Origin of the sequence: Pseudomonas veronii (assembly GCF_001439695.1) — a bacterium.
GTDB classification, from domain to species: Bacteria; Pseudomonadota; Gammaproteobacteria; order Pseudomonadales; family Pseudomonadaceae; genus Aquipseudomonas; species Aquipseudomonas veronii.
Genome location: NZ_JYLL01000001.1, coordinates 16,659 through 35,371 on the forward strand (window position 1 = coordinate 16,659; position 18,713 = coordinate 35,371).

19 protein-coding genes and 1 tRNA gene are annotated in these 18,713 nt (G+C 62.2%); 12 read left to right on the forward strand and 8 right to left on the reverse strand.

Going from position 1 to position 18,713, the window contains the following annotated elements; all coding sequences use genetic code 11:
* Positions 1-390: 390 nt before the first annotated feature.
* Positions 391-1,782 (forward strand): GABA permease, encoded by a 1,392-nt coding sequence (gene gabP, locus TU80_RS00055; RefSeq protein ID WP_017849950.1) that lies wholly within the window; start codon positions 391-393, stop codon positions 1,780-1,782.
* Positions 1,783-1,861: 79 nt separating this feature from the next.
* Here gabP and TU80_RS00060 read toward each other — a convergent pair whose 3' ends face one another.
* The gene (locus TU80_RS00060; protein WP_057003604.1) at positions 1,862-2,275 is read right to left on the reverse strand and encodes a hypothetical protein; all 414 of its coding nucleotides are present in this window, start codon (positions 2,273-2,275) and stop codon (positions 1,862-1,864) included.
* 69 nt (positions 2,276-2,344) lie between these two features.
* Positions 2,345-3,292, reverse strand: coding sequence for an alpha/beta hydrolase family protein (locus tag TU80_RS00065; RefSeq protein WP_057003605.1), 948 nt, complete (start codon positions 3,290-3,292; stop codon positions 2,345-2,347).
* A 213-nt stretch (positions 3,293-3,505) separates the two neighbouring features.
* Between TU80_RS00065 and relB the strand changes: the two genes are divergently transcribed.
* The 4 genes from relB to TU80_RS00080 all read left to right on the forward strand — a co-directional run bounded on the left by relB (position 3,506) and on the right by TU80_RS00080 (position 6,697).
* A complete protein-coding gene (gene relB, locus TU80_RS31200) occupies positions 3,506-3,697 on the forward strand; it encodes a type II toxin-antitoxin system RelB family antitoxin (protein WP_081610227.1) in 192 nt (63 codons plus the stop codon).
* Positions 3,684-3,995, forward strand: coding sequence for a type II toxin-antitoxin system RelE/ParE family toxin (locus TU80_RS00070; protein WP_032805156.1), 312 nt, complete (start codon positions 3,684-3,686; stop codon positions 3,993-3,995). The genes relB and TU80_RS00070 overlap by 14 nt, the downstream gene beginning before the upstream one ends.
* Before the next feature lie 41 nt (positions 3,996-4,036).
* Positions 4,037-5,011: an arsenic resistance protein gene (locus TU80_RS00075; RefSeq protein WP_057003606.1), complete on the forward strand. Its 975-nt coding sequence runs from the start codon at positions 4,037-4,039 to the stop codon at positions 5,009-5,011.
* 78 nt (positions 5,012-5,089) lie between these two features.
* Positions 5,090-6,697: an ArnT family glycosyltransferase gene (locus TU80_RS00080; protein ID WP_057003607.1), complete on the forward strand. Its 1,608-nt coding sequence runs from the start codon at positions 5,090-5,092 to the stop codon at positions 6,695-6,697.
* 143 nt (positions 6,698-6,840) lie between these two features.
* On the opposite strand, the gene TU80_RS00085 is transcribed toward TU80_RS00080, so the two are convergent.
* From TU80_RS00085 to TU80_RS00100, 4 genes are all read right to left on the reverse strand, one after another.
* Positions 6,841-6,916: transfer RNA gene (locus TU80_RS00085), tRNA-Phe, on the reverse strand.
* Between the two features lie 103 nt (positions 6,917-7,019).
* Positions 7,020-7,292: an oxidative damage protection protein gene (locus TU80_RS00090; RefSeq protein ID WP_017849944.1), complete on the reverse strand. Its 273-nt coding sequence runs from the start codon at positions 7,290-7,292 to the stop codon at positions 7,020-7,022.
* Entirely contained in the window at positions 7,289-8,356 is a 1,068-nt protein-coding gene (gene mutY / locus TU80_RS00095) for an A/G-specific adenine glycosylase (RefSeq protein WP_046385008.1), read from the reverse strand. Before mutY ends, TU80_RS00090 begins: the two co-directional genes overlap by 4 nt.
* Positions 8,353-10,572, reverse strand: a complete 2,220-nt coding sequence (locus tag TU80_RS00100) for an AsmA family protein (protein ID WP_057003608.1) — start codon at positions 10,570-10,572, stop codon at positions 8,353-8,355. Before TU80_RS00100 ends, mutY begins: the two co-directional genes overlap by 4 nt.
* 323 nt (positions 10,573-10,895) lie before the next feature.
* On the opposite strand from TU80_RS00100, the gene TU80_RS00105 reads away from it, so the two are divergent.
* The 7 genes from TU80_RS00105 (at position 10,896) to TU80_RS00135 (ending at position 16,595) form a co-directional block, all read left to right on the forward strand.
* Positions 10,896-12,557, forward strand: coding sequence for an OFA family MFS transporter (locus TU80_RS00105; RefSeq protein WP_057003609.1), 1,662 nt, complete (start codon positions 10,896-10,898; stop codon positions 12,555-12,557).
* 169 nt (positions 12,558-12,726) lie between these two features.
* Positions 12,727-13,320 carry an imidazoleglycerol-phosphate dehydratase HisB gene (gene hisB / locus TU80_RS00110; protein WP_017849940.1) on the forward strand — a complete coding sequence of 198 codons (594 nt, stop codon included), beginning with the start codon at positions 12,727-12,729 and terminating at the stop codon, positions 13,318-13,320.
* The gene (hisH, locus tag TU80_RS00115; RefSeq protein WP_017849939.1) at positions 13,320-13,958 is read left to right on the forward strand and encodes an imidazole glycerol phosphate synthase subunit HisH; all 639 of its coding nucleotides are present in this window, start codon (positions 13,320-13,322) and stop codon (positions 13,956-13,958) included. Before hisB ends, hisH begins: the two co-directional genes overlap by 1 nt.
* The gene (locus tag TU80_RS00120; protein ID WP_017849938.1) at positions 13,959-14,216 is read left to right on the forward strand and encodes a DUF2164 domain-containing protein; all 258 of its coding nucleotides are present in this window, start codon (positions 13,959-13,961) and stop codon (positions 14,214-14,216) included.
* A 39-nt stretch (positions 14,217-14,255) separates the two neighbouring features.
* A complete protein-coding gene (gene hisA / locus TU80_RS00125; RefSeq protein WP_017849937.1) occupies positions 14,256-14,993 on the forward strand; it encodes a 1-(5-phosphoribosyl)-5-[(5-phosphoribosylamino)methylideneamino]imidazole-4-carboxamide isomerase in 738 nt (245 codons plus the stop codon).
* Between the two features lie 9 nt (positions 14,994-15,002).
* Entirely contained in the window at positions 15,003-15,773 is a 771-nt protein-coding gene (hisF, locus tag TU80_RS00130) for an imidazole glycerol phosphate synthase subunit HisF (RefSeq protein WP_010563131.1), read from the forward strand.
* Positions 15,774-15,839: 66 nt separating this feature from the next.
* The gene (locus tag TU80_RS00135; protein WP_057003610.1) at positions 15,840-16,595 is read left to right on the forward strand and encodes a substrate-binding periplasmic protein; all 756 of its coding nucleotides are present in this window, start codon (positions 15,840-15,842) and stop codon (positions 16,593-16,595) included.
* Here the strand turns inward: TU80_RS00135 and TU80_RS00140 are convergent.
* Both TU80_RS00140 and TU80_RS00145 read right to left on the reverse strand, forming a co-directional pair.
* On the reverse strand, positions 16,586-17,365 hold the full coding sequence (locus TU80_RS00140) for a divergent polysaccharide deacetylase family protein (protein WP_017849935.1): 780 nt from the start codon (positions 17,363-17,365) through the stop codon (positions 16,586-16,588). The genes TU80_RS00135 and TU80_RS00140 overlap by 10 nt on opposite strands.
* 1 nt (position 17,366) lies before the next feature.
* Positions 17,367-18,683 carry a S41 family peptidase gene (locus TU80_RS00145; RefSeq protein WP_046385002.1) on the reverse strand — a complete coding sequence of 439 codons (1,317 nt, stop codon included), beginning with the start codon at positions 18,681-18,683 and terminating at the stop codon, positions 17,367-17,369.
* Positions 18,684-18,713 lie beyond the last annotated feature (30 nt).

The following is an 18,713-nucleotide window of genomic DNA, read 5'->3' on the forward strand; positions in this document are numbered from 1 at the left end:
AACCGAACAGCCGTTTGAACCTGGAAAACCCGCAGGCTTCGCGTGAAAAAGGGCGCGATGGTGCCAGCTTTGGGCGGGTGTTGGAAGGGTTAACCGGGCAAACGGTGACCATCGGCCCTTTTATGGGGCGTCACGTACTTTTTGTGTGTATTTGTGGTGCGCGCGTTCGGGTAAAAGTGAGTCGCTCGGTAACGCTGTAGCGGAATGCCAGCATTCTCAATGACTTGCGAGGGCTGCTGGATCGTCCTACAGCCCGCGTCAATCGGGGTTTTGTAACATTTTGGCGCAAATATTGCGTAAAAAATAAAGAACGCCCTGTTTGTTTCTTTTCACGTGAAAGGCACGCGCCGGGCGGACCGTTTTCGCAATTCCTCGTTTAAAGGTGTGTCAATGAGTAGTACGCATAGCTCCAATGACCTCGAACAGGGGCTCAAACCGCGTCACGTCACCATGTTGTCGATTGCCGGCGTCATCGGTGCCGGTTTGTTTGTCGGCTCCGGCCACGCGATCGCCGCCGCCGGCCCTGCGGTACTGCTGGCATATGCCGCCGCCGGTGCGCTGGTGGTCTTGGTGATGCGGATGTTGGCCGAAATGGCCGTGGCGTCGCCGGACACCGGTTCGTTCTCGACCTACGCCGATCGGGCGATCGGTCACTGGGCCGGTTTCACCATCGGCTGGCTGTACTGGTGGTTCTGGGTGCTGGTGATTCCATTGGAAGCCAACGCCGCCGCGACCATCCTCCATGCCTGGTTCCCCGGCGTGGCCATCTGGGCGTTTACCCTGATCATCACCTTGCTGCTGACGGCGACCAACCTGTTCAGCGTGAAACACTACGGTGAGTTCGAGTTCTGGTTCGCGCTGATCAAAGTCGTCGCGATCGTGGGCTTTGTGATCCTCGGCCTGCTGGCGATCTTCGGCTTCTTGCCGACCAGCCAGGTCAGCGGTGTCTCGCACCTGTTCGACACCCAGGGCTTCATGCCGAACGGCATGGGCGCTGTGCTGGCGGCCATCCTGACCACCATGTTCTCGTTCATGGGCACCGAGATTGTCACCATCGCGGCCGCCGAGTCGAAGGACCCGGGCCAGCAGATCACCAAGGCCACCAACTCGGTGATCTGGCGGATTGGTTTGTTCTACCTGCTGTCGATCTTCATCGTGGTGTCCCTGGTGCCTTGGAACGATCCGACCCTGGCTGCCGTAGGTTCCTACCAGACAGTGCTGGAAAGCATGGGCATCCCGAATGCCAAGCTGATCGTTGACCTGGTGGTCTTGGTTGCCGTGACCAGCTGCCTCAACTCGGCGCTGTACACCGCCTCGCGCATGCTGTTTTCCCTGGGCCGTCGTGGTGATGCACCCGCCGTGTCCAAGCGCACCAACAAAAGCGGCACGCCTTACTGGGCGGTGATGCTGTCCACCGGCGCAGCGTTCCTGGCGGTCTTCGCCAACTACGTGGCACCGGCGGCGGTGTTCGAATTCCTGCTCGCCAGTTCCGGCGCCATTGCGTTGCTGGTGTACCTGGTGATTGCGGTGTCGCAACTGCGCATGCGTCAGAAGCGTACTGCGGCGGGCGAGACGCTCGCGTTCAAAATGTGGTTGTTCCCAGGCCTGACCTACGCGGTGATGGTGTTCATCGTCGGTACGCTGGGGATCATGCTGTTCCAGGAAGCCCATCGGGTCGAGATCATCGCGACCGGGGTCTTGAGCTTGCTGGTGGTGGCGGCGGGGCTGCTCGTTTCGAGCCGTCGCAAGGCCCAGAGCGTAGGCGCTGCAGTACTGAATTGATGTGATGGAGTGCGGTGCTTGATTGCGCCGCAGTTCAAATGTGGGAGGGGGCAAGCCCCCTCCCACATTGCGTTTTGCGTCAGTCTTGGGAAATCACCAGCGCCTGGGATGCGGCGACGTAATCCGCCTGGAACTGCGGCGACTCGACCCACGCCAGGGCTGCCGCTTCATCCTCGGTGTCGGTAGCCCACTGCCGATATTCGATCAGTGCCGCCAGGATAAAGTCGGTGGCCTCTTCTTCGCCTTCCTGCTCCAGCACCAATGCCAACAGCGGGTGCGCCAGGAATGCCGCGCACAGCGCTTGCTGGCTGATTTCGCCGGCAGTACGCATCTCGACAAACAATTCAGTCAAATCCACCGACTCAAGATCGATGCGGCTGTCATCGCCGGCAAATGCATCCGGCTTGCTCGCGACGGCGCGTTGGGTACGGTTTTGCTTGGCCTTGGCCTTTGTCCGGTGGGCACGTTTTTGCTGCTTGTTCGGCGAGGCCATGGGCTCACGTCCTTGGTTCAGGATCTGGGTGGGTATTGAAGCGCAGGTTGAGGGAAATCCCAAGGGGTTCTAGACGCGCGCCGTTATGCGACGGCCCGGTGTGCCGGGTGTTAGCGCGCCGTGCTTCAGCCATGCCAGCGCAATCGGCCACAGCCGATCCTCATACTCGCTGCGAAAGAACGCGAAATGTCCGACCTGTGTTTCTCCGATATCGTCAGGGGCGATGCGCAGGTGAGTGCGTTCGCTGCTGGCGAAGTAGCTCAGCAAGCGCTCGATGGCCGGCACGGTGCCGAAGGGATCGTCGGTGATGCTGATCGCCAGCACCTGCGCCGTTACCCGGGCAAACGGCAGTTCACCCAAGGCGCGCCCGCTGGGCCGTGTTTCATAGCTCGGCGTCGGCGTGCTCCAGTCCCGTACCACGCCGGCCGGCGTATCCTCCAGCCAGCCCAGGCGCTTGCCCGGGAAGTAGCCGAACAGCGCCGTCACCAGTGGCATCACCACATGCCACTTGCCAACCATGCGCCAGCGCCCGCTCGCTGCGTAATCGCGCCAGTAGGCGAATTGCGCGCCCACCGTCACCAGGCGCCGGATCACTGCGCCGGACGCCCCGAGCCCCGCTGCGCAGCCGCCAAAGCTGTGACCGACCACGTCGATCGGCTGCCCCGGGAACTCGCGCTGCGCCCGCTGCAATATCGCCTCGAAATCCAGGCGGCCCCAATCCGACCATGAGGCCTTGAAGCCTCGCAGCGAGCCACGGCGGGACTCGCCGATGCCGCGATAGTCGTAGGTGATGACATCGAAGCCGTTGGCGAACAGGTAGTCGGCGAAGCGTGAATAGTGGCGACAGCGCACGGAAGTGGCGGCGTTGATGATGACGACCGGGCGTGTAGGGTCGCTTCGGATGTGGCGCCAGGTGAAGCCGCCAAGCGGGTAGCCGTCTGCGGCGGGTGCCCTGAAGGAAGTGTTTTGGCAGGGTTGAGTTGCAGGCGTTGGCGAAGAGGCATCATTCAAATTCATCGTTTTGGGCCTGTGCCGATTTTTTATTTTTGGTAACGGTTGGCCAGTTTGCCAGCACTTGTACTTCGTTCCGCTGACTCACTAATCTCTGGCGCTCACAACGCCTACAACGCCCGTGCACAGTGGCTTGTTCCGAAAAAACCACACATCTGAGAGAAACGACAGCCAACCATGGACAGATTAGACTGGCAGGCATCCATTACGGAGGTCTCTATGAGCATTCCACGTTCTCCCATCGTTTCGGAGTTTGAAACAGAAGAGCAAGCTGCCAGCTACGACCGTTGGTTTCGTGCCAAGGTGCAGGCTTCAATTGACGATCCTCGTCCTAGTATTCCGCACGATCAGGCGATGGCTGAAGTCGAGAAGGTGCTGGAAGAGAGGCGCAAGGCTCGTGCTTCTCGTTAAATGGCGACCTGAGGCTATTGTCGCCCTGATCGAGATCATTGATTACATCGAGCAGTACAACCCGGTTGCCGCCGTCTCGCTGCACCAAACTATTGTGGTTGCCGCCGAGGGGTTGTCCCTGATGCCATACGGATTCAAGCACGGTCGCTTGTCTGGTACTCGGGAAATGGTTGTTCATCCAAACTACCTGGTGGTCTATCGGGTGACGGAGCACGTTGAGATAGTGATGGTGTTACACACTCGCCAGGAATATCCCAGGGATGTGATCGGGCCACACCACTCGACCTCACGCCAGTAGATGCTTAGGCTTGCGCCTTTGCAATCAGCGAGAGCGTCCTGATGACCCGCGACACCCTCGAACACCACCAGATTCCCATCTACTTCGCCGCCGTCCTCCTGGCCGCCGCTTTCGGTCTGCTCGCGCCGTCATTGGCGCATGGCCTCGGCGTGCTGGTCACGCCGGCCATCGCGGTGCTGATGTATGCGATGTTCCTGCAAATCCCGTTTCTGCAGCTGCGCCAAGGCGTGGGCAACCAGCGGTTCCTGGCGGCGTTGCTGCTGGCCAATTTCGTTCTCGTGCCCGTGCTGGTGTGGCTACTGACGCGTGGCCTGGTGGAGCGCCCGGCGTTGCTGGTGGGGGCGTTGCTGGTATTGCTGACGCCGTGTATCGACTACGTGGTGGTGTTTACCCATATCGGCAAGGGCGATTCGCGCTTGATGCTGGCCGCGACGCCGCTGCTGTTGTTGTTGCAGTTGGTGTTGTTGCCGGTGTACCTGGGGTTGATGTTGGGCGCGCAGTCCGCGGTGGTGGTGGAGGTGCGGCCGTTTGTCGAGGCGTTCCTGTTATTGATCGTGGTGCCGATGGTGCTGGCGGTGATCACCACCTCGCTGGCGCGGCGATCCTCGGTCGTCAACGCCTGGAACGATGCCTGGGCCTGGTTGCCGGTGCCAGCGATGGCCGCGGTGCTGTTTGTGGTGATCGGTTCGCAAATCACCGCGGTGGTGCGCGATATCAGCCTGTTGCTGCCGGTGATTCCGGTCTACGTTGGCTTCGTGCTGTTGGCGCCATTGATGGGGATGTTCGCCGCGCGCCTGTTCGTGCTGCCGGCGGTGACGGCGCGCGCGGTGACGTTCAGCGCGGCGACGCGTAACTCGCTGGTGGTGTTGCCCCTGGCGCTGGCGTTGCCCGAAGGCGTGCGCGGGTTGGCGGCGACGGCGGTGATCCTGCAAACCCTGGTCGAGTTGATTGGCGAGCTGATCTACGTTCGCCTGATCCCGACGCTGGTGTGGCGCGCAGATCGGCCGGGCACATGAATGTTCAGGGTTGTTCAGGCGCTATTTGGGATGTGTTGGGCACCATAAGCCGCCGCTCACTACCTGGCAGGACAACCGATGGATCACCGCAACTCTTTTCGCCTGGAGTCTCTGGGCATTTTTCTGATTGCTTTGTTGTTATTTACGTTGGGGATCTGGGACCAGCAGCCTCAGGGGTTTGACGGGCGCTGGGCGTTGTTCATGCAGGAAATGTTTCGCCATGGGGCAAGTCTTTTCCCCACCACCTACGGCCAGCCCTACGCGGATTATCCCGGTACGGCGACGTTCTTCAGTTTTGTATTCGCCCGGTTGTTCGGTGCGCCCAACCACCTGGCGAATGTCCTGCCCACCGCGCTGGCCTCTGCCGGAGTGGTGGCGCTGATCTATCGCTTGCTGGCGCCTTCCAGTCGCGCCTGGGCGCTGTTGACGGTGCTGCTGACCTTGCTCACCACCCAGTTGCTCGAAAAGTCGCGCTCGGTGTGCCTGGATCAGATGGTGGCGCTGTTGTGCGTAGGCAGCTTCTACCTGCTGCACAGTGGCGAACGCCTTGGCTCGCGGCTGCGGCAGCTGGCGGTGTTCCCGCTGTTTATCCTGGGCTTTGCGATTCGCGGGCCGTTGGGCTTGATCGAAGTCTGTGGGGTGGCCTGCGTGTATTGGGCGTTGGGTCGTCCGGGGGAGCGGGTCAGGCAAGTGCTGATCCACGGCGTTATCGGGTTGCTGCTGTTGGCGTGTTGCTGGTGGCTGCTGATGCAGTTGGCGCGGATCAGTGGGGGCCAGGCCTTTGCCGATGAAGTGTTCAAGATGCAGGTTGGCGGGCGCCTCGATGAAATCGGCGAACCGTTCTATTTCTACTTCCAGCTGAGTCTGTACCGTTACTTCCCGGTGGTCCCCATGGCGTTGGCGAGCATGGTTGCGCTGCGTCATCGCTGGCCGGAACGCTGGGGCAATGACGACGTGCAACTGGTCGTGCGGCTCGGCGCCTGCGGCTTGATGATTCTGCTCGGGCTGTCGGTGCCGCACTTCAAGCGCGCTTATTACATCCTGCCCATGGTGCCGATGTTTGCCGCTGTCGCCGCCTATGGGCTGCTCCACGCACAGAACTGGTTCGTCGGGGTGCGTCGCTGTTACACATGGCTCGTCGCGGCGCTGCCGGCGTTGTGCGTGGTTGTAGTCTTCGTGTGTCGACATGGGTGGCAGAAGCACGGTTACTGGCCGGACGTTTCGTTGCCGTTGCTGATCGGCGTGCTGGTGATCCTGCAGGGGGCGGCATTGATCGCCTGGCGTCGCGCCGGGCGTTTGGTGTGGCTCAGCGCGATCGCACTGGCGGCGCAGTGGTTGTTGCTGGTGACCGTGGTAGAGCCGGCCAAGGACCTGCAGTTCGACACCCGGCAATTTGTCAGTCAGGTGGAAGCGCTTCGCGCACAAGAGCCTGGACCGTTGGTGTTTGTCGGCCTTGCGCGGGACACCTGGGCAGTGCGCTACATGATGAACCTGGATCACGACGAGCAACCGCTGTTCATCGGGCGTAACCAGCTCGATCAGTTGGACTCGCTGCCACGGCCGTCCTGGGTGATCGTGGCGCGCAAGGAAACCGAGCAGTTGAAGGGCACACCGGTGGAACACTTGGCGCCGATGTTCAACGGGCGACTGAACGACAATCCGCTGTTGGTGTTCTTGCTCAAGTAGGCGGCGCAAGGCGGGTATTGCGTACTGGGGTGGCGGTGAGCCACCCCGGTTCGGGATGGGTAAATCGAAGGCAACAAAAAACCCGCACTAGGCGGGTTTTTTGGGTGTTTCAGATGATCGTTGCACCACCTGAAACTTAATAGTGGTGCCCAGAGACGGAATCGAACCGCCGACACGGGGATTTTCAATCCCCTGCTCTACCGACTGAGCTATCTGGGCAACGGGGCGCATTAAACGGGTTTTTCAGGGGGTCGTCAAGCAAGTTTTCAAAAAATATTTAATTATTACCGTCGCTTACGTGCCGACCCCGGTTTTTGATCAATTATTGAGCAGGCGGCACGTAGCCTTCGGCCTTGGCGTAATCCTCGCCGGAAAAGAACTTGTCCATCTCGCCTTGCAGGTATTTGCGGTCTTCGGCGTTCATCATGTTCAGGCGTTTTTCGTTGATCAGCAGGGTCTGGTGTTTCTGCCAGTCGGCCCAGGCCTTGGCGGAGACGTGATCGAAAATGTCCTGGCCCTTGGCACCCGGGAACGGGGCGCGCTCCAGGGCGGGCAGTTCTTCGTGGTACTTGCGGCAGATGATGGTGCGGGTCATGACGAAACTCCTGCGTTCAATACGTCGGCCGCGCGCTTCAGCAGTTTTTTCACCGGGGCGGCAAGGCCCAGGCGCGGCGGGGTGGCGAGGTTATACCAGAGCCAGTCGGCCTCGGCCACGTGATGGGCGGATTCCTCGACCTGGACCAGCCAGGGTTCAATGGCCAGTTGGAAGTGGCTGAAGGTGTGGATCAGCCCCGGCAGTTCCTGTTGTTTGCCCAGCTCCAGCGCGTGCTGGTGGGCGAGGTGTTCGAGGTCTTGCAGGTCGTCCAGCTCCGGCAGGCTCCACAAACCGCCCCACAGGCCCGTGGACGGGCGACGGTAAAGCAGGATCGCGCCGTCGCCATTGGCCAGCATGGGCATCAGCGTGCGCTTCTGGGGGATGCTCTTGCGCGGCTTGGGGATCGGGTAGCGCGTCTCCAGGCCGAGCATGTGGGCTTCGCAGCCTTTTTCCAGCGGGCATAACAGGCAACTGGGCTTGCTGCGGGTACACAGGGTGGCGCCCATGTCCATCATCGCCTGGGTGTAGGCGTTGACGCGATCATGGGGCGTGAAGCGTTCTGCGGTGGCCCAGAGCTGTTTGGCCACTTTGGGTTCGCCGGGGTAGCCCTCCTGCGCGGTAAAGCGTGCCAGCACGCGTTTGACGTTGCCATCGAGGATCGGCGCGCGCAGGCCCATGCTCAGGCTGGCGATCGCGCCGGCGGTGGACAGGCCGATGCCGGGCAGTTCGGTGAGCTTTTCCACGTCGCGGGGAAACTCGCCGCCGTACTCGGCCACGACAATCTTCGCGGTCTTCTGCAGGTTGCGCGCCCGGGTGTAATAGCCGAGGCCGGTCCACAGGTGCAGCACCTCGTCTTCCGGCGCGGCGGCCAGGGCTTCGACCGTTGGCAGGGAGGCCATGAAGCGGTCGAAGTAATTGAGCACGGTGCTGACCTGGGTCTGTTGCAGCATGATCTCCGAAACCCACACCCGGTAGGGCGTGATGCCCTGTTGCCAGGGCAGGTCATGGCGACCGTGGCGGTCGTACCAGTTCAGTACCGCCTCGGAAAACTGCTCGTTTCTCATCGTTTGAACAGGCCTTTCAACGCGTCTTTCAACTGCGGGTTAACTTTGTCGAGCTTCTCTTCCAGCTTCTCGTTGAGGCGGTTGCCGGCGGCCTTGATGGCGACCTGGCCGAGGCCGTCCTTGTCCAGGCGGCACGCCTTGGCGCCCAGCTCCAGCGGGCCACGGCAGCGCAGCGGCACTTCGATGCCCTGGAAGTTGGCGCCTACCTCGCAGGCGGGGTCCGGCACTTCGCGTTGATCGCCCTCGACGATGATGCCGACGCGATAATCCATGCCCAGCACGCGCAGGTCGATGTCGCCGTTGCCGTTGACCGTAAGGCCGGGGATACGCACCTTCAGGTCGGGGTTGTTGGCCACGCCGTTGCGCAACGTCAGGTTGCCCCTGAGTTCCTGGAACGGTGTGTCCTTGGCCCGTGGCTCGCTGCTCAAGGTCTTGCGGTTGAGCAGGGCGATGCCGGTACACAGTTGCTGTTCAAGGTTGGCGTTGAGCAGCACGCCGTTGTTGATCACGAAGCTGGCGTTGCCGTTGAGGCTGTCGATCAGTGCCTTTTGGCTGTTGCCGCGGCCGCTGAGGTTGCTGTCGAGGGTGATCTGGCCCTTGACCGGCGGCGTCTGCCCCTGGGCTTGCAGGATGCGCTCGACCGGCACTTGCTTGATGTGGCTTTGCAGGGCCAGCACTGGAATGTCCTGGCGCACATCGAGGCTGCCATTGGCCTGGAAGCTGCCGTTGTAGAGGCCGCCGCTCAGGCTGTCGAGCTTGAGCTGGCCGTCGAGGCCGCTGGCCTTGAGCATGGCGTTCTGGATCGGCAGCTTGCTCAGGGTCAGTTGGCCGAAGGCCAGGTCGGCCTCCACGTCCAGCGTGCGCAGGCGGGTCAGCGGCAGCAGCTTGTCGGTGCTCCAGGCGCCTTTGGTCGGGGCGTCCGGCAGCGGTGTGGTGCCACCGGCGGCCATGGCGCCGGCTTCGCTGTTCTGCACTTCGGCCTGGCGTGCGGCGGTTGCCCCCTTGGCGGATTCGGACTTGGCCGGCAGGTAATTGTCGGCGTTGAAGGTGTCGCCCTTGAGTTGCACGCGCAGCGATTGCTTGGCGAAATCGTCCACGGCAACGCGGCCGGTGAAGGTGCTGCCGTCGAGTTTCAGGTTGAGGTCTTCCAGGGCCAGGCGGGTCGGCGTGCCTTGGAGGCGGCTGACCAGCTCGACTTTGCTCAGGCTGCCCTCGGCCATCGGTGGCAGCGGGTTGCCGACGCTGTCGAGGAACTTGGCCAGGTCGAACTGGGCGATCGACAGGGCGCCGCTGAGCTGCGGGGTCTTGTCCAGGTCGTTGACCTTCAGTTCGCCGAGGGCGCGCAACTGGTTGGCCGAGAGTTTCAGGTTGGTCCACTCGGCAATGTTGGCCGCCAGGTCCACCAGCAGTTGGCCCTGGGTGGAGAAGGTCACGGTTTTGCCTTGCAGCGGTTCGCCGGTGGCTTCGCCGCTGAACCGCATGTCTTCGAACTGATAACGCTTGAGCGCCCGCTGAATGCGCAGGTTGCCGTTGAGTTCGGTCTTGACGCGCATGACCGGCTGGTTGCTGCCGAGGAACGCGGTGAGCTTCAGCGGAATGCTCGCCCCTTCGTGGATGGCACCCGCACTCAGCTGGATGCTCTCGGCGCTGAACTGCTTGCCGGTCTGTTCATCGTTGTATTCGATGCGGGCGTTGTTGATGGTCAGGCTGTCGATGTCCAGGCGGATGGGCTGCGGCGGTTTCTCTGCCTTCACCTCGGTCACCGGTGCAGTCGCTGGCACGGGGGTTGGCGTATCGGTGGCCGCCTCGGGGGCGTTCTTGCCGATGTCTTCCCAGTTGCCGTGGCCTTGCTTGTCGCGGTTGAGGCGCAGGTTCAGGCCTTCGACGCGCACATCGCTCATCTGCACTTCGCGGCGCAGCAGCGGTAGCACGCGTACCGACAGGCCGAGCATCTGCAGGTCGGCGAACGGCTGGGTCGGGTTGGTCAGGGTCGCGACGCTGGCTTCGTGCAGTTCCAGGCCCAGCCAGGGGAACAGGCTCCAGCCGATGTCGCCATTGAGCGTCAGCTCGATGTGGGCCTTGTCGCGGGCAATCTGGCGAATCTCGTCTTTGTAGTCGTTGGGATCGAAGAGATGGGTCAGGGCAAAGCCGAGAGCCACAATGATCAGCAACAGCCCGAGAAGTACCAGACCCAGGATTTTGCCGAACGCTTTCATGGGCGAGTCCTTGTATGTCGATTTCAAAATTTAGCCGCAGAGTATAGCGCCCGATGGCCTGCGTCAGTTCACGGATCGTTACATTGTATCTAGCGCAGGGGGCGGTATTTTGGCGTCAAAAAACACAAAAAATCCGCGAAAGGTAGTGGCATTTTGGTTTTTCTGTCATCCACTGATGCTAATCTCTGCGCGTTCGTCCGCCTTCTGCGACGTAACGTCGCGCTTTAAATGGAGCTTTATTCAACAAAACGGTCACGCCCTGCGTGCAAGGCCGAAGGAGAGAGCGCCTGACGAACACATACTAATAACTGGGGGAAACACTAATGAGCACTAGCACTGCGGCGGGTATTGCTGCCGCGCAGCCTGCGTTCCTGTCCAAGGAGCGCATCATCGCCAAGCCCGGGTTCAACCGCTGGCTGGTTCCACCGGCCGCTCTGGCCATCCACCTGTGTATCGGCATGGCCTACGGCTTCTCGGTGTTCTGGCTGCCGCTGTCCAAGGCGCTGGGGATCAGCGCGCCGGTGGCCTGTGCGCCGGATATGAGCTTTATCGCTCAGGTCTTCTCGTCTCAGTGCGACTGGCCGATCTCCATGCTGGGCTGGATCTACACCCTGTTCTTCATCTTCCTGGGCTGCTCGGCGGCGATCTGGGGCGGCTGGCTGGAACATGCCGGGCCACGCAAGGCGGGCGTCGTCTCGGCGCTGTGCTGGTGTGGCGGCCTGCTGATTTCGGCGCTGGGGATTTATACCCACCAGATCTGGCTGATGTGGGTCGGCTCCGGCGTCATTGGCGGTATCGGCCTGGGCCTGGGTTATATCTCGCCCGTGTCGACCCTGATCAAGTGGTTCCCGGACAAGCGCGGCATGGCCACCGGCATGGCGATCATGGGCTTCGGCGGCGGCGCGATGGTGGGGGCTCCCCTGGCGGCAGCGCTGATGGGGCACTTCGCTTCGCCGACCAGCGTCGGCGTGTGGCAGAGCTTTCTGGTGATGGCGGCGATTTACTTCGTGTTCATGATCGGTGGCGCGCTGTCCTACCGCGTTCCGCCGACCGGCTGGAAGCCTGAGGGCTGGACCGCGCCGGTGAAAAAAGCCAGCAATGCGATGATCACCCATCGTCACGTTCACGTGAACGTCGCCTGGAAAACCCCGCAATTCCGTCTGGTCTGGCTGGTGCTGTGCCTGAACGTATCGGCCGGTATCGGCATCCTCGGCATGGCTTCGCCGCTGCTGCAGGAAGTGTTCGGCGGCAAATTGCTGGGTGTGGATGTGCCGTTTGGCCAATTGAATGCCGGGCAACTGGCCTCGATCGCGGCGATCGCGGCGGGCTTTACCGGGCTGTTGAGCCTGTTCAACATCGGTGGCCGGTTCTTCTGGGCGTCGTTCTCCGACTACCTGGGCCGTAAAAACACCTACTTCGTGTTCTTCGCCCTGGGCTTTGCCCTGTATGCGCTGATCCCGAACCTCGGGCACCTGGGCAACGTGGCGCTGTTCGTGGCGGCGTTCTGCATCATCCTGTCGATGTACGGCGGCGGTTTTGCGACGGTTCCGGCTTACCTGGCCGACCTGTTCGGCACCCAGATGGTCGGCGCGATCCATGGTCGCCTGCTGACCGCCTGGGCTGCGGCGGGCGTGCTGGGCCCGGTGTTGGTGAACTACCTGCGTGAATATCAGTTGAGCATCGGCGTCGAACGCGCCGCCGCCTACGACATCACCTTGTACATCCTCGCCGGCCTGCTGGTGCTGGGTTTCATCTGCAACCTGCTGGTGCGCCCGGTGGCCGACAAGTACTTCATGAGCGACGCCGAACTGGCCGCCGAACAGGCGCTGGGCCATGACAAGGGTGCCGATTCGAGCACCGTGCTGGAGTGGAAAGCCTCCGCCGGCAGCAAGCCGCTGGCTGTCGCGGCCTGGTTGGTGGTGGGTATTCCGTTGGCGTGGGGTGTGTGGGTGACCCTGCAAAAGACGGCGGTACTGTTCCACTAAGTTGACTGCAGGCGGGCGCACCATCCTGGAGCGCCCGCTTGTATGCACATGTCTAGCGTCGACCTTCCTCGCTTCAACTCGTCAGTCTTATCCCCTTCGATGTTTCTGTTTAGCGCCCGCGCCCCTATAATGGCTGCCTTTTTCGCCCAATGATTTTGCGGAGCTGGTGATGGCCGAACGTAAGGCGTCCGTCGAGCGCGACACTCTGGAAACCCAGATCAAAGCCTCGATCAACCTGGATGGCACCGGAAAGGCCCGATTTGATATCGGTGTACCTTTTCTTGAGCACATGCTGGACCAGATCGCCCGTCATGGGCTGATCGACCTGGATATCGTCAGCAAGGGCGACCTGCATATCGACGACCACCACACGGTGGAGGATGTCGGTATCACCCTCGGCCAGGCTTTCGCCAAGGCCATCGGCGACAAAAAAGGCATCCGTCGCTACGGCCACGCCTATGTCCCGCTGGATGAAGCACTGTCGCGTGTGGTCATCGACTTCTCCGGCCGCCCCGGCCTGCAGATGCACGTGCCCTACACCCGCGCCACCGTGGGCGGCTTCGACGTCGACCTGTTCCAGGAATTCTTCCAGGGTTTCGTCAACCACGCCCTCGTCAGCCTGCACATCGACAACCTGCGCGGCACCAACACCCACCACCAGATCGAAACCGTGTTCAAGGCCTTCGGTCGCGCGCTGCGCATGGCGGTGGAGCTGGATGAGCGCATGGCCGGGCAAATGCCATCGACCAAGGGCGTCCTGTAATGCAGACGGTCGCGGTTATCGATTACGGCATGGGCAACCTGCACTCGGTGGCCAAGGCCCTCGAGCACGTAGGGGCCGGCAAGGTGCTGATCACCAGCGATGCCACGGTGATTCGCGAGGCTGACCGCGTGGTGTTCCCAGGCGTTGGCGCGATTCGCGATTGCATGGCCGAAATCCGTCGCCTGGGCTTTGACAGCCTGGTGCGCGAGGTCAGCCAGGACCGGCCATTCCTCGGCATTTGCGTGGGCATGCAAGCCTTGCTCGAGCGCAGTGAAGAGAACGACGGCGTCGACTGCATCGGCCTGTTTCCAGGCGAAGTGAAGTTCTTCGGCAAGGACCTGCATGAAGACGGCGAGCACCTGAAAGTCCCGCACATGGGCTGGAACGAAGTGCGGCGCACCGTGGATCACCCGCTGTGGCATGAGATCCCGGACATGGCGCGCTTTTACTTCGTCCACAGCTACTACATCGCCGCCGGTAACCCGCGCCAGGTGGTGGGTGGCGGGCACTACGGCGTCGACTTCGCCGCTGCGCTGGCCGAAGGTTCGCGTTTTGCGGTGCAGTTCCACCCGGAGAAGAGCCATACCCATGGCCTGCAATTGCTGCAGAACTTCGCTGCGTGGGACGGTCGCTGGTAGATGGCCAAGAAACCGAAGCTGCCGATCCTGAACCTCACGCCCGAACAGGAACGTGAGGCTACCAACAAGATCAAGCGCTTCATGGAGGACCGTTTCGAGCTCAAGCTGGGCTCGTTCGAGGTTGCCGAGATCCTTGAGTTGTTCACCATTGAAGTTGCGCCGCACTATTACAACAGGGCGATTTTCGATACGCAGACGCTCCTTAGGGAACGGTTCGAAAGCATCGAAAGCGACCTGTGGTCGCTTGAGAAACCCTGATTTCCCAAGCATTGCTGAATATCGAATAAGGTTTGCCAGATGCTGATTATCCCCGCTATCGATCTCAAGGACGGCGCTTGCGTGCGTCTGCGCCAGGGCCGCATGGAAGATTCCACGGTGTTTTCCGACGACCCGGTGAGCATGGCTGCCAAATGGGTGGACGGTGGTTGCCGTCGCCTGCATCTGGTGGACCTGAACGGCGCCTTCGAAGGCCAGCCGGTCAATGGCGAAGTGGTGACTGCGATCGCTAAGCGCTACCCGAACCTGCCGATCCAGATCGGCGGCGGTATCCGCTCCCTGGAAACCATCGAACACTACGTCAAGGCCGGCGTAAGCTACGTGATCATCGGCACCAAGGCCGTGAAAGACCCGGCCTTCGTCGCCGAAGCCTGCCGCGCGTTCCCGGGCAAGGTGATCGTCGGCCTGGACGCCAAGGACGGTTTCGTCGCCACCGACGGCTGGGCGGAAATCAGCACGGTGCAGGTGATCGACCTGGCCAAGCAGTTCGAAGCCGACGGCGTGTCCGCCATCGTTTACACCGACATCGCCAAAGACGGCATGATGCAGGGCTGCAATGTTCCGTTCACCGCTGCGCTGGCGGCGGCGACCAGGATCCCGGTGATCGCGTCCGGTGGCATCCACAACCTGGGTGACATCAAGTCGCTGCTGGATGCCCGGGCCCCTGGAATCATCGGCGCGATCACCGGCCGCGCAATCTACGAAGGCACCCTGGACGTCGCCGAAGCCCAGGCTTACTGCGATGCCTACAACGGCTGAGGACTGACCATGGCGCTGGCCAAACGCATCATCCCTTGCCTGGACGTCGACAACGGTCGCGTGGTCAAGGGCGTCAAGTTCGAGAACATCCGTGACGCCGGCGACCCGGTGGAAATCGCCCGTCGCTACGATGAGCAAGGTGCCGACGAGATTACCTTTCTCGACATCACCGCCAGCGTCGACGGCCGCGACACCACGCTGCATACCGTCGAGCGCATGGCCAGCCAGGTGTTCATCCCGCTGACCGTGGGCGGTGGCGTTCGCACCGTGCAAGACATCCGCAACCTGCTCAATGCCGGCGCGGACAAAGTCTCGATCAACACCGCCGCAGTGTTCAACCCGGAGTTCGTCGGCGAAGCCGCACAGCACTTCGGCTCGCAGTGCATCGTGGTGGCCATCGACGCCAAGAAAGTCTCCGGCCCCGGCGAACCGCCGCGCTGGGAGATCTTCACCCACGGCGGGCGCAAGCCGACCGGCCTGGACGCGGTGGAGTGGGCGATGAAGATGGAAGGCCTGGGCGCCGGTGAAATCCTGCTGACCAGCATGGACCAGGATGGCATGAAAAACGGCTTCGACCTCGGCGTGACCCGTGCCATCAGCGATGCGCTGGGCATTCCGGTGATCGCGTCCGGCGGCGTCGGCAACCTGCAGCACCTGGCCGACGGCGTGATCGAAGGCCACGCCAGCGCCGTGTTGGCGGCGAGTATTTTCCACTTCGGCGAATACACCGTCCCCGAGGCCAAGGCGTACATGGCCGCGCGCGGTATCGTGGTGCGCTAAACGCTGCTGGACACCATGGCAAGTGCGCGGCACTCTCTGCGCTTGCCATGGATTCCGGTAACTTTCATGCTCAAAGACCTGTTGCTCGCGCTCGCCAGTACCTCCGTGCTCATGATCGGAGTGGCCCAAGCCGAAGAATCGTCTGACGCCTCCCTGGTGTTGCTGACGGAAAACTTCCCGCCCTACAACATGGCGAAAAACGGCAAGAACTTCGCCAAGGACGAGAATGTCGAAGGCATCGCCGTGGACATCATGCGCGAAACCTTCAAGCGTGCTGGCATTTCCTACAGCCTCACTCTGCGTTTTCCTTGGGAGCGGATCTACAAACTCGCCCTGGAAAACCCCGGCTACGGCGTGTTCGTGATGGCCCGCCTGCCGGAGCGCGAAGCGCTGTTCAAATGGGTCGGCCCTATCGGCCCGGATGACTGGGTGATGCTGGCCAAGGCCGACAGCAAAATCCAGCTCGACGAGCTGGCGCAGGCGCGGCGCTACAAGATTGGCGCGTACAAGGGCGACGCGATTGCCGAGACCCTGGAGAAGCAGGGCCTCAAGCCAGTGCTGGTGCTGCGTGACCAGGACAACGCGCAAAAGCTGCTGGATGACCAGATCGACCTGTGGGCCACCGGCGACCCGGCCGGCCGCTACCTGGCGCGCCAGGTCGGTGTGACCGGGCTCAAGACTGTGCTTCGCTTCAACAGTGCCCAGTTGTACCTGGCGCTGAACAAGGATGTGCCGGACGAAACGGTGGCCAAGCTGCAGGCAGCGTTGGATCAGTTGCGCGAGGAAGGCCTGCTCGACCAGATGATGGCGCGCTATTTGTAGCGATAGGTGCCGTTCTTGCCGTGCCCTGCCATCGCCTGATTGCTGCGCACGCTGATCATCAGTTTGATATCAATCCAGTCCACGCCCTGGGCCTTGAGCTTGGGCAGCTCGCGTTCGAGCACCGCCAGGGTTTGTGGATACGGATGGCCGATCATCACCGCTGAGCCCTGTTTATGGGCCAGTTTGATGGCGCTCTGCAATTGCGTGGTGATCGCGGCTTCGGTGCGTTCGTCGTCGAGGAACACATCCCGCGAGACGCTGGCCAGGCCGATCTTCTGCGCTTCGGCGGCGCCGACGGTCTGCGCGCTGGTGCGGCTGTCGACAAAGAACTTGTGGCGCCGTTGCAACTCGCCCATCAGCCAGGCCATCGCTTCGGGCTGGGCAGTCATGCGGCTGCCCATGTGGTTGTTGATGCCGGCGGTGTAGGGCACGGCCTTGAACGCAGCGTCCAGGCGCTTGCCGAGCTCTTCGATAGGCAGCTCGGGGTGCCAGGCGAACGGGCCGGTGGCCGGGTCCATGGGCATGTGCAGGATCACGATCTTGCCGGCCTTGTGCGCTTCGCGGGCGAATTCGGCGGCGTGGGGCGTGTCGGGCATGATCGCCGTGGTCACCGGGCCGGGCAGGGCCAGTACACGGCGATCCCGGGGCAGGTTTTGCCCCAGGTCGTCGATGATCAGAGTCAGGTAGGCTTTGTGCGGTTCGCTGGCCGGGGTCGCGTGGGCGACCCCGGCCAGGCTGCACAGTGCAGCGATGATCAGGGCAACGCGCATATCAACGGCTGCGCGTGATGCTCAAGCCCTTGAGCAGGCTCAACGCCTGGGCCAGTTGGTAGTCATCGTCCTGCGGCATCGGCTTGGCCTTGGCACTGCTGCCGGTCGGTTGGTCGGCGCCGCCGTTGCCATTGCCGAGGTGGCCTTGCAGGTCGGCTTCCTTGTAGTACTCGCTGTCGACCTCGTTGGTGATCTTGGCCTTGCGCACTTCGATGTCCGGCACGATGCCCTGGGCCTGGATCGAGCGACCGTTCGGCGTGTAGTACAGCGCGGTGGTGATTTTCAGGGCGCGCTCGTTGTTCAGCGGCAACACGGTTTGCACCGAGCCTTTGCCGAAACTGGTGGTGCCCATCAGCACACCGCGCTTCTGGTCTTGCAGGGCGCCGGCGACGATCTCCGAGGCCGAGGCGCTGCCGCCGTTGATCAGCACGGCCAGCGGCACGTTTTCGCTGAGGTCGTTGCCGGTGGCCGAGAAGCGCAGTTCGGAGTTGGCGATACGGCCCTTGGTGTAGACGATCAGGCCTTTGGTGATGAAGTGGTCGACCACTTCCACCGCCGACTGCAGCACGCCACCGGGGTTGTTGCGCAGGTCGAGCACGATGCCGTTGAGCTTCTTGCCGTTGTCTTTGCGCAGCTTGGCCAGGGCCTTGGCCACTTCGTCGCCGGTCTTGACCTGGAACTGGGTGATGCGGATGTAGCCGTAGCCCGACTCCAGCAACTGGCTCTTCACGCTCTTGACCGTGATGGTCGCGCGGGCCAGGGTCACGTCGAACGGCGCGCCGCCGTCGCGCACCAGGGTCAGGGTGATTTTCTGGCCGATCTTGCCGCGCATCTTGTCGACGGCTTCGGTCATGGTCTGGCCACGGGTCGGCTGGCCGTTGATCTTGACGATCAGATCGCCGGCCTGGATGCCGGCCTTGGACGCCGGGGTGTCGTCGATCGGCGAGACCACTTTGATCTGGCCGTCTTCGGCGCCGACTTCAATGCCCAGGCCACCGAACTCACCGCTGGTGCTTTCCTGCAGCTCGGCGAAATCTTCCGGGCCGAGGTAGGCGGAGTGCGGGTCGAGGTTGCTGAGCATGCCCTTGATGGCATTTTCCAGCAGGGTCTTGTCGTCCACGGGTTCGACATAGGCTGCCTTGATCCGGTCCATGACCTCGGCAAAGGTGCGCAACTCGTCCAGCGGCAACGGCGCCTTGGTGGTCGCGGCCATGCCGGCGGGTGCAGCCGGTGCGGCCTGGTCGGCGAAAGCCAGAGGCGCGCCGATCACCAGGGCGATCGTCAGGGCCAGCGAAGTGAGGCGGGACAAATGCAGCATGTCGAACGAACTCCTAATGTAGATGCGACC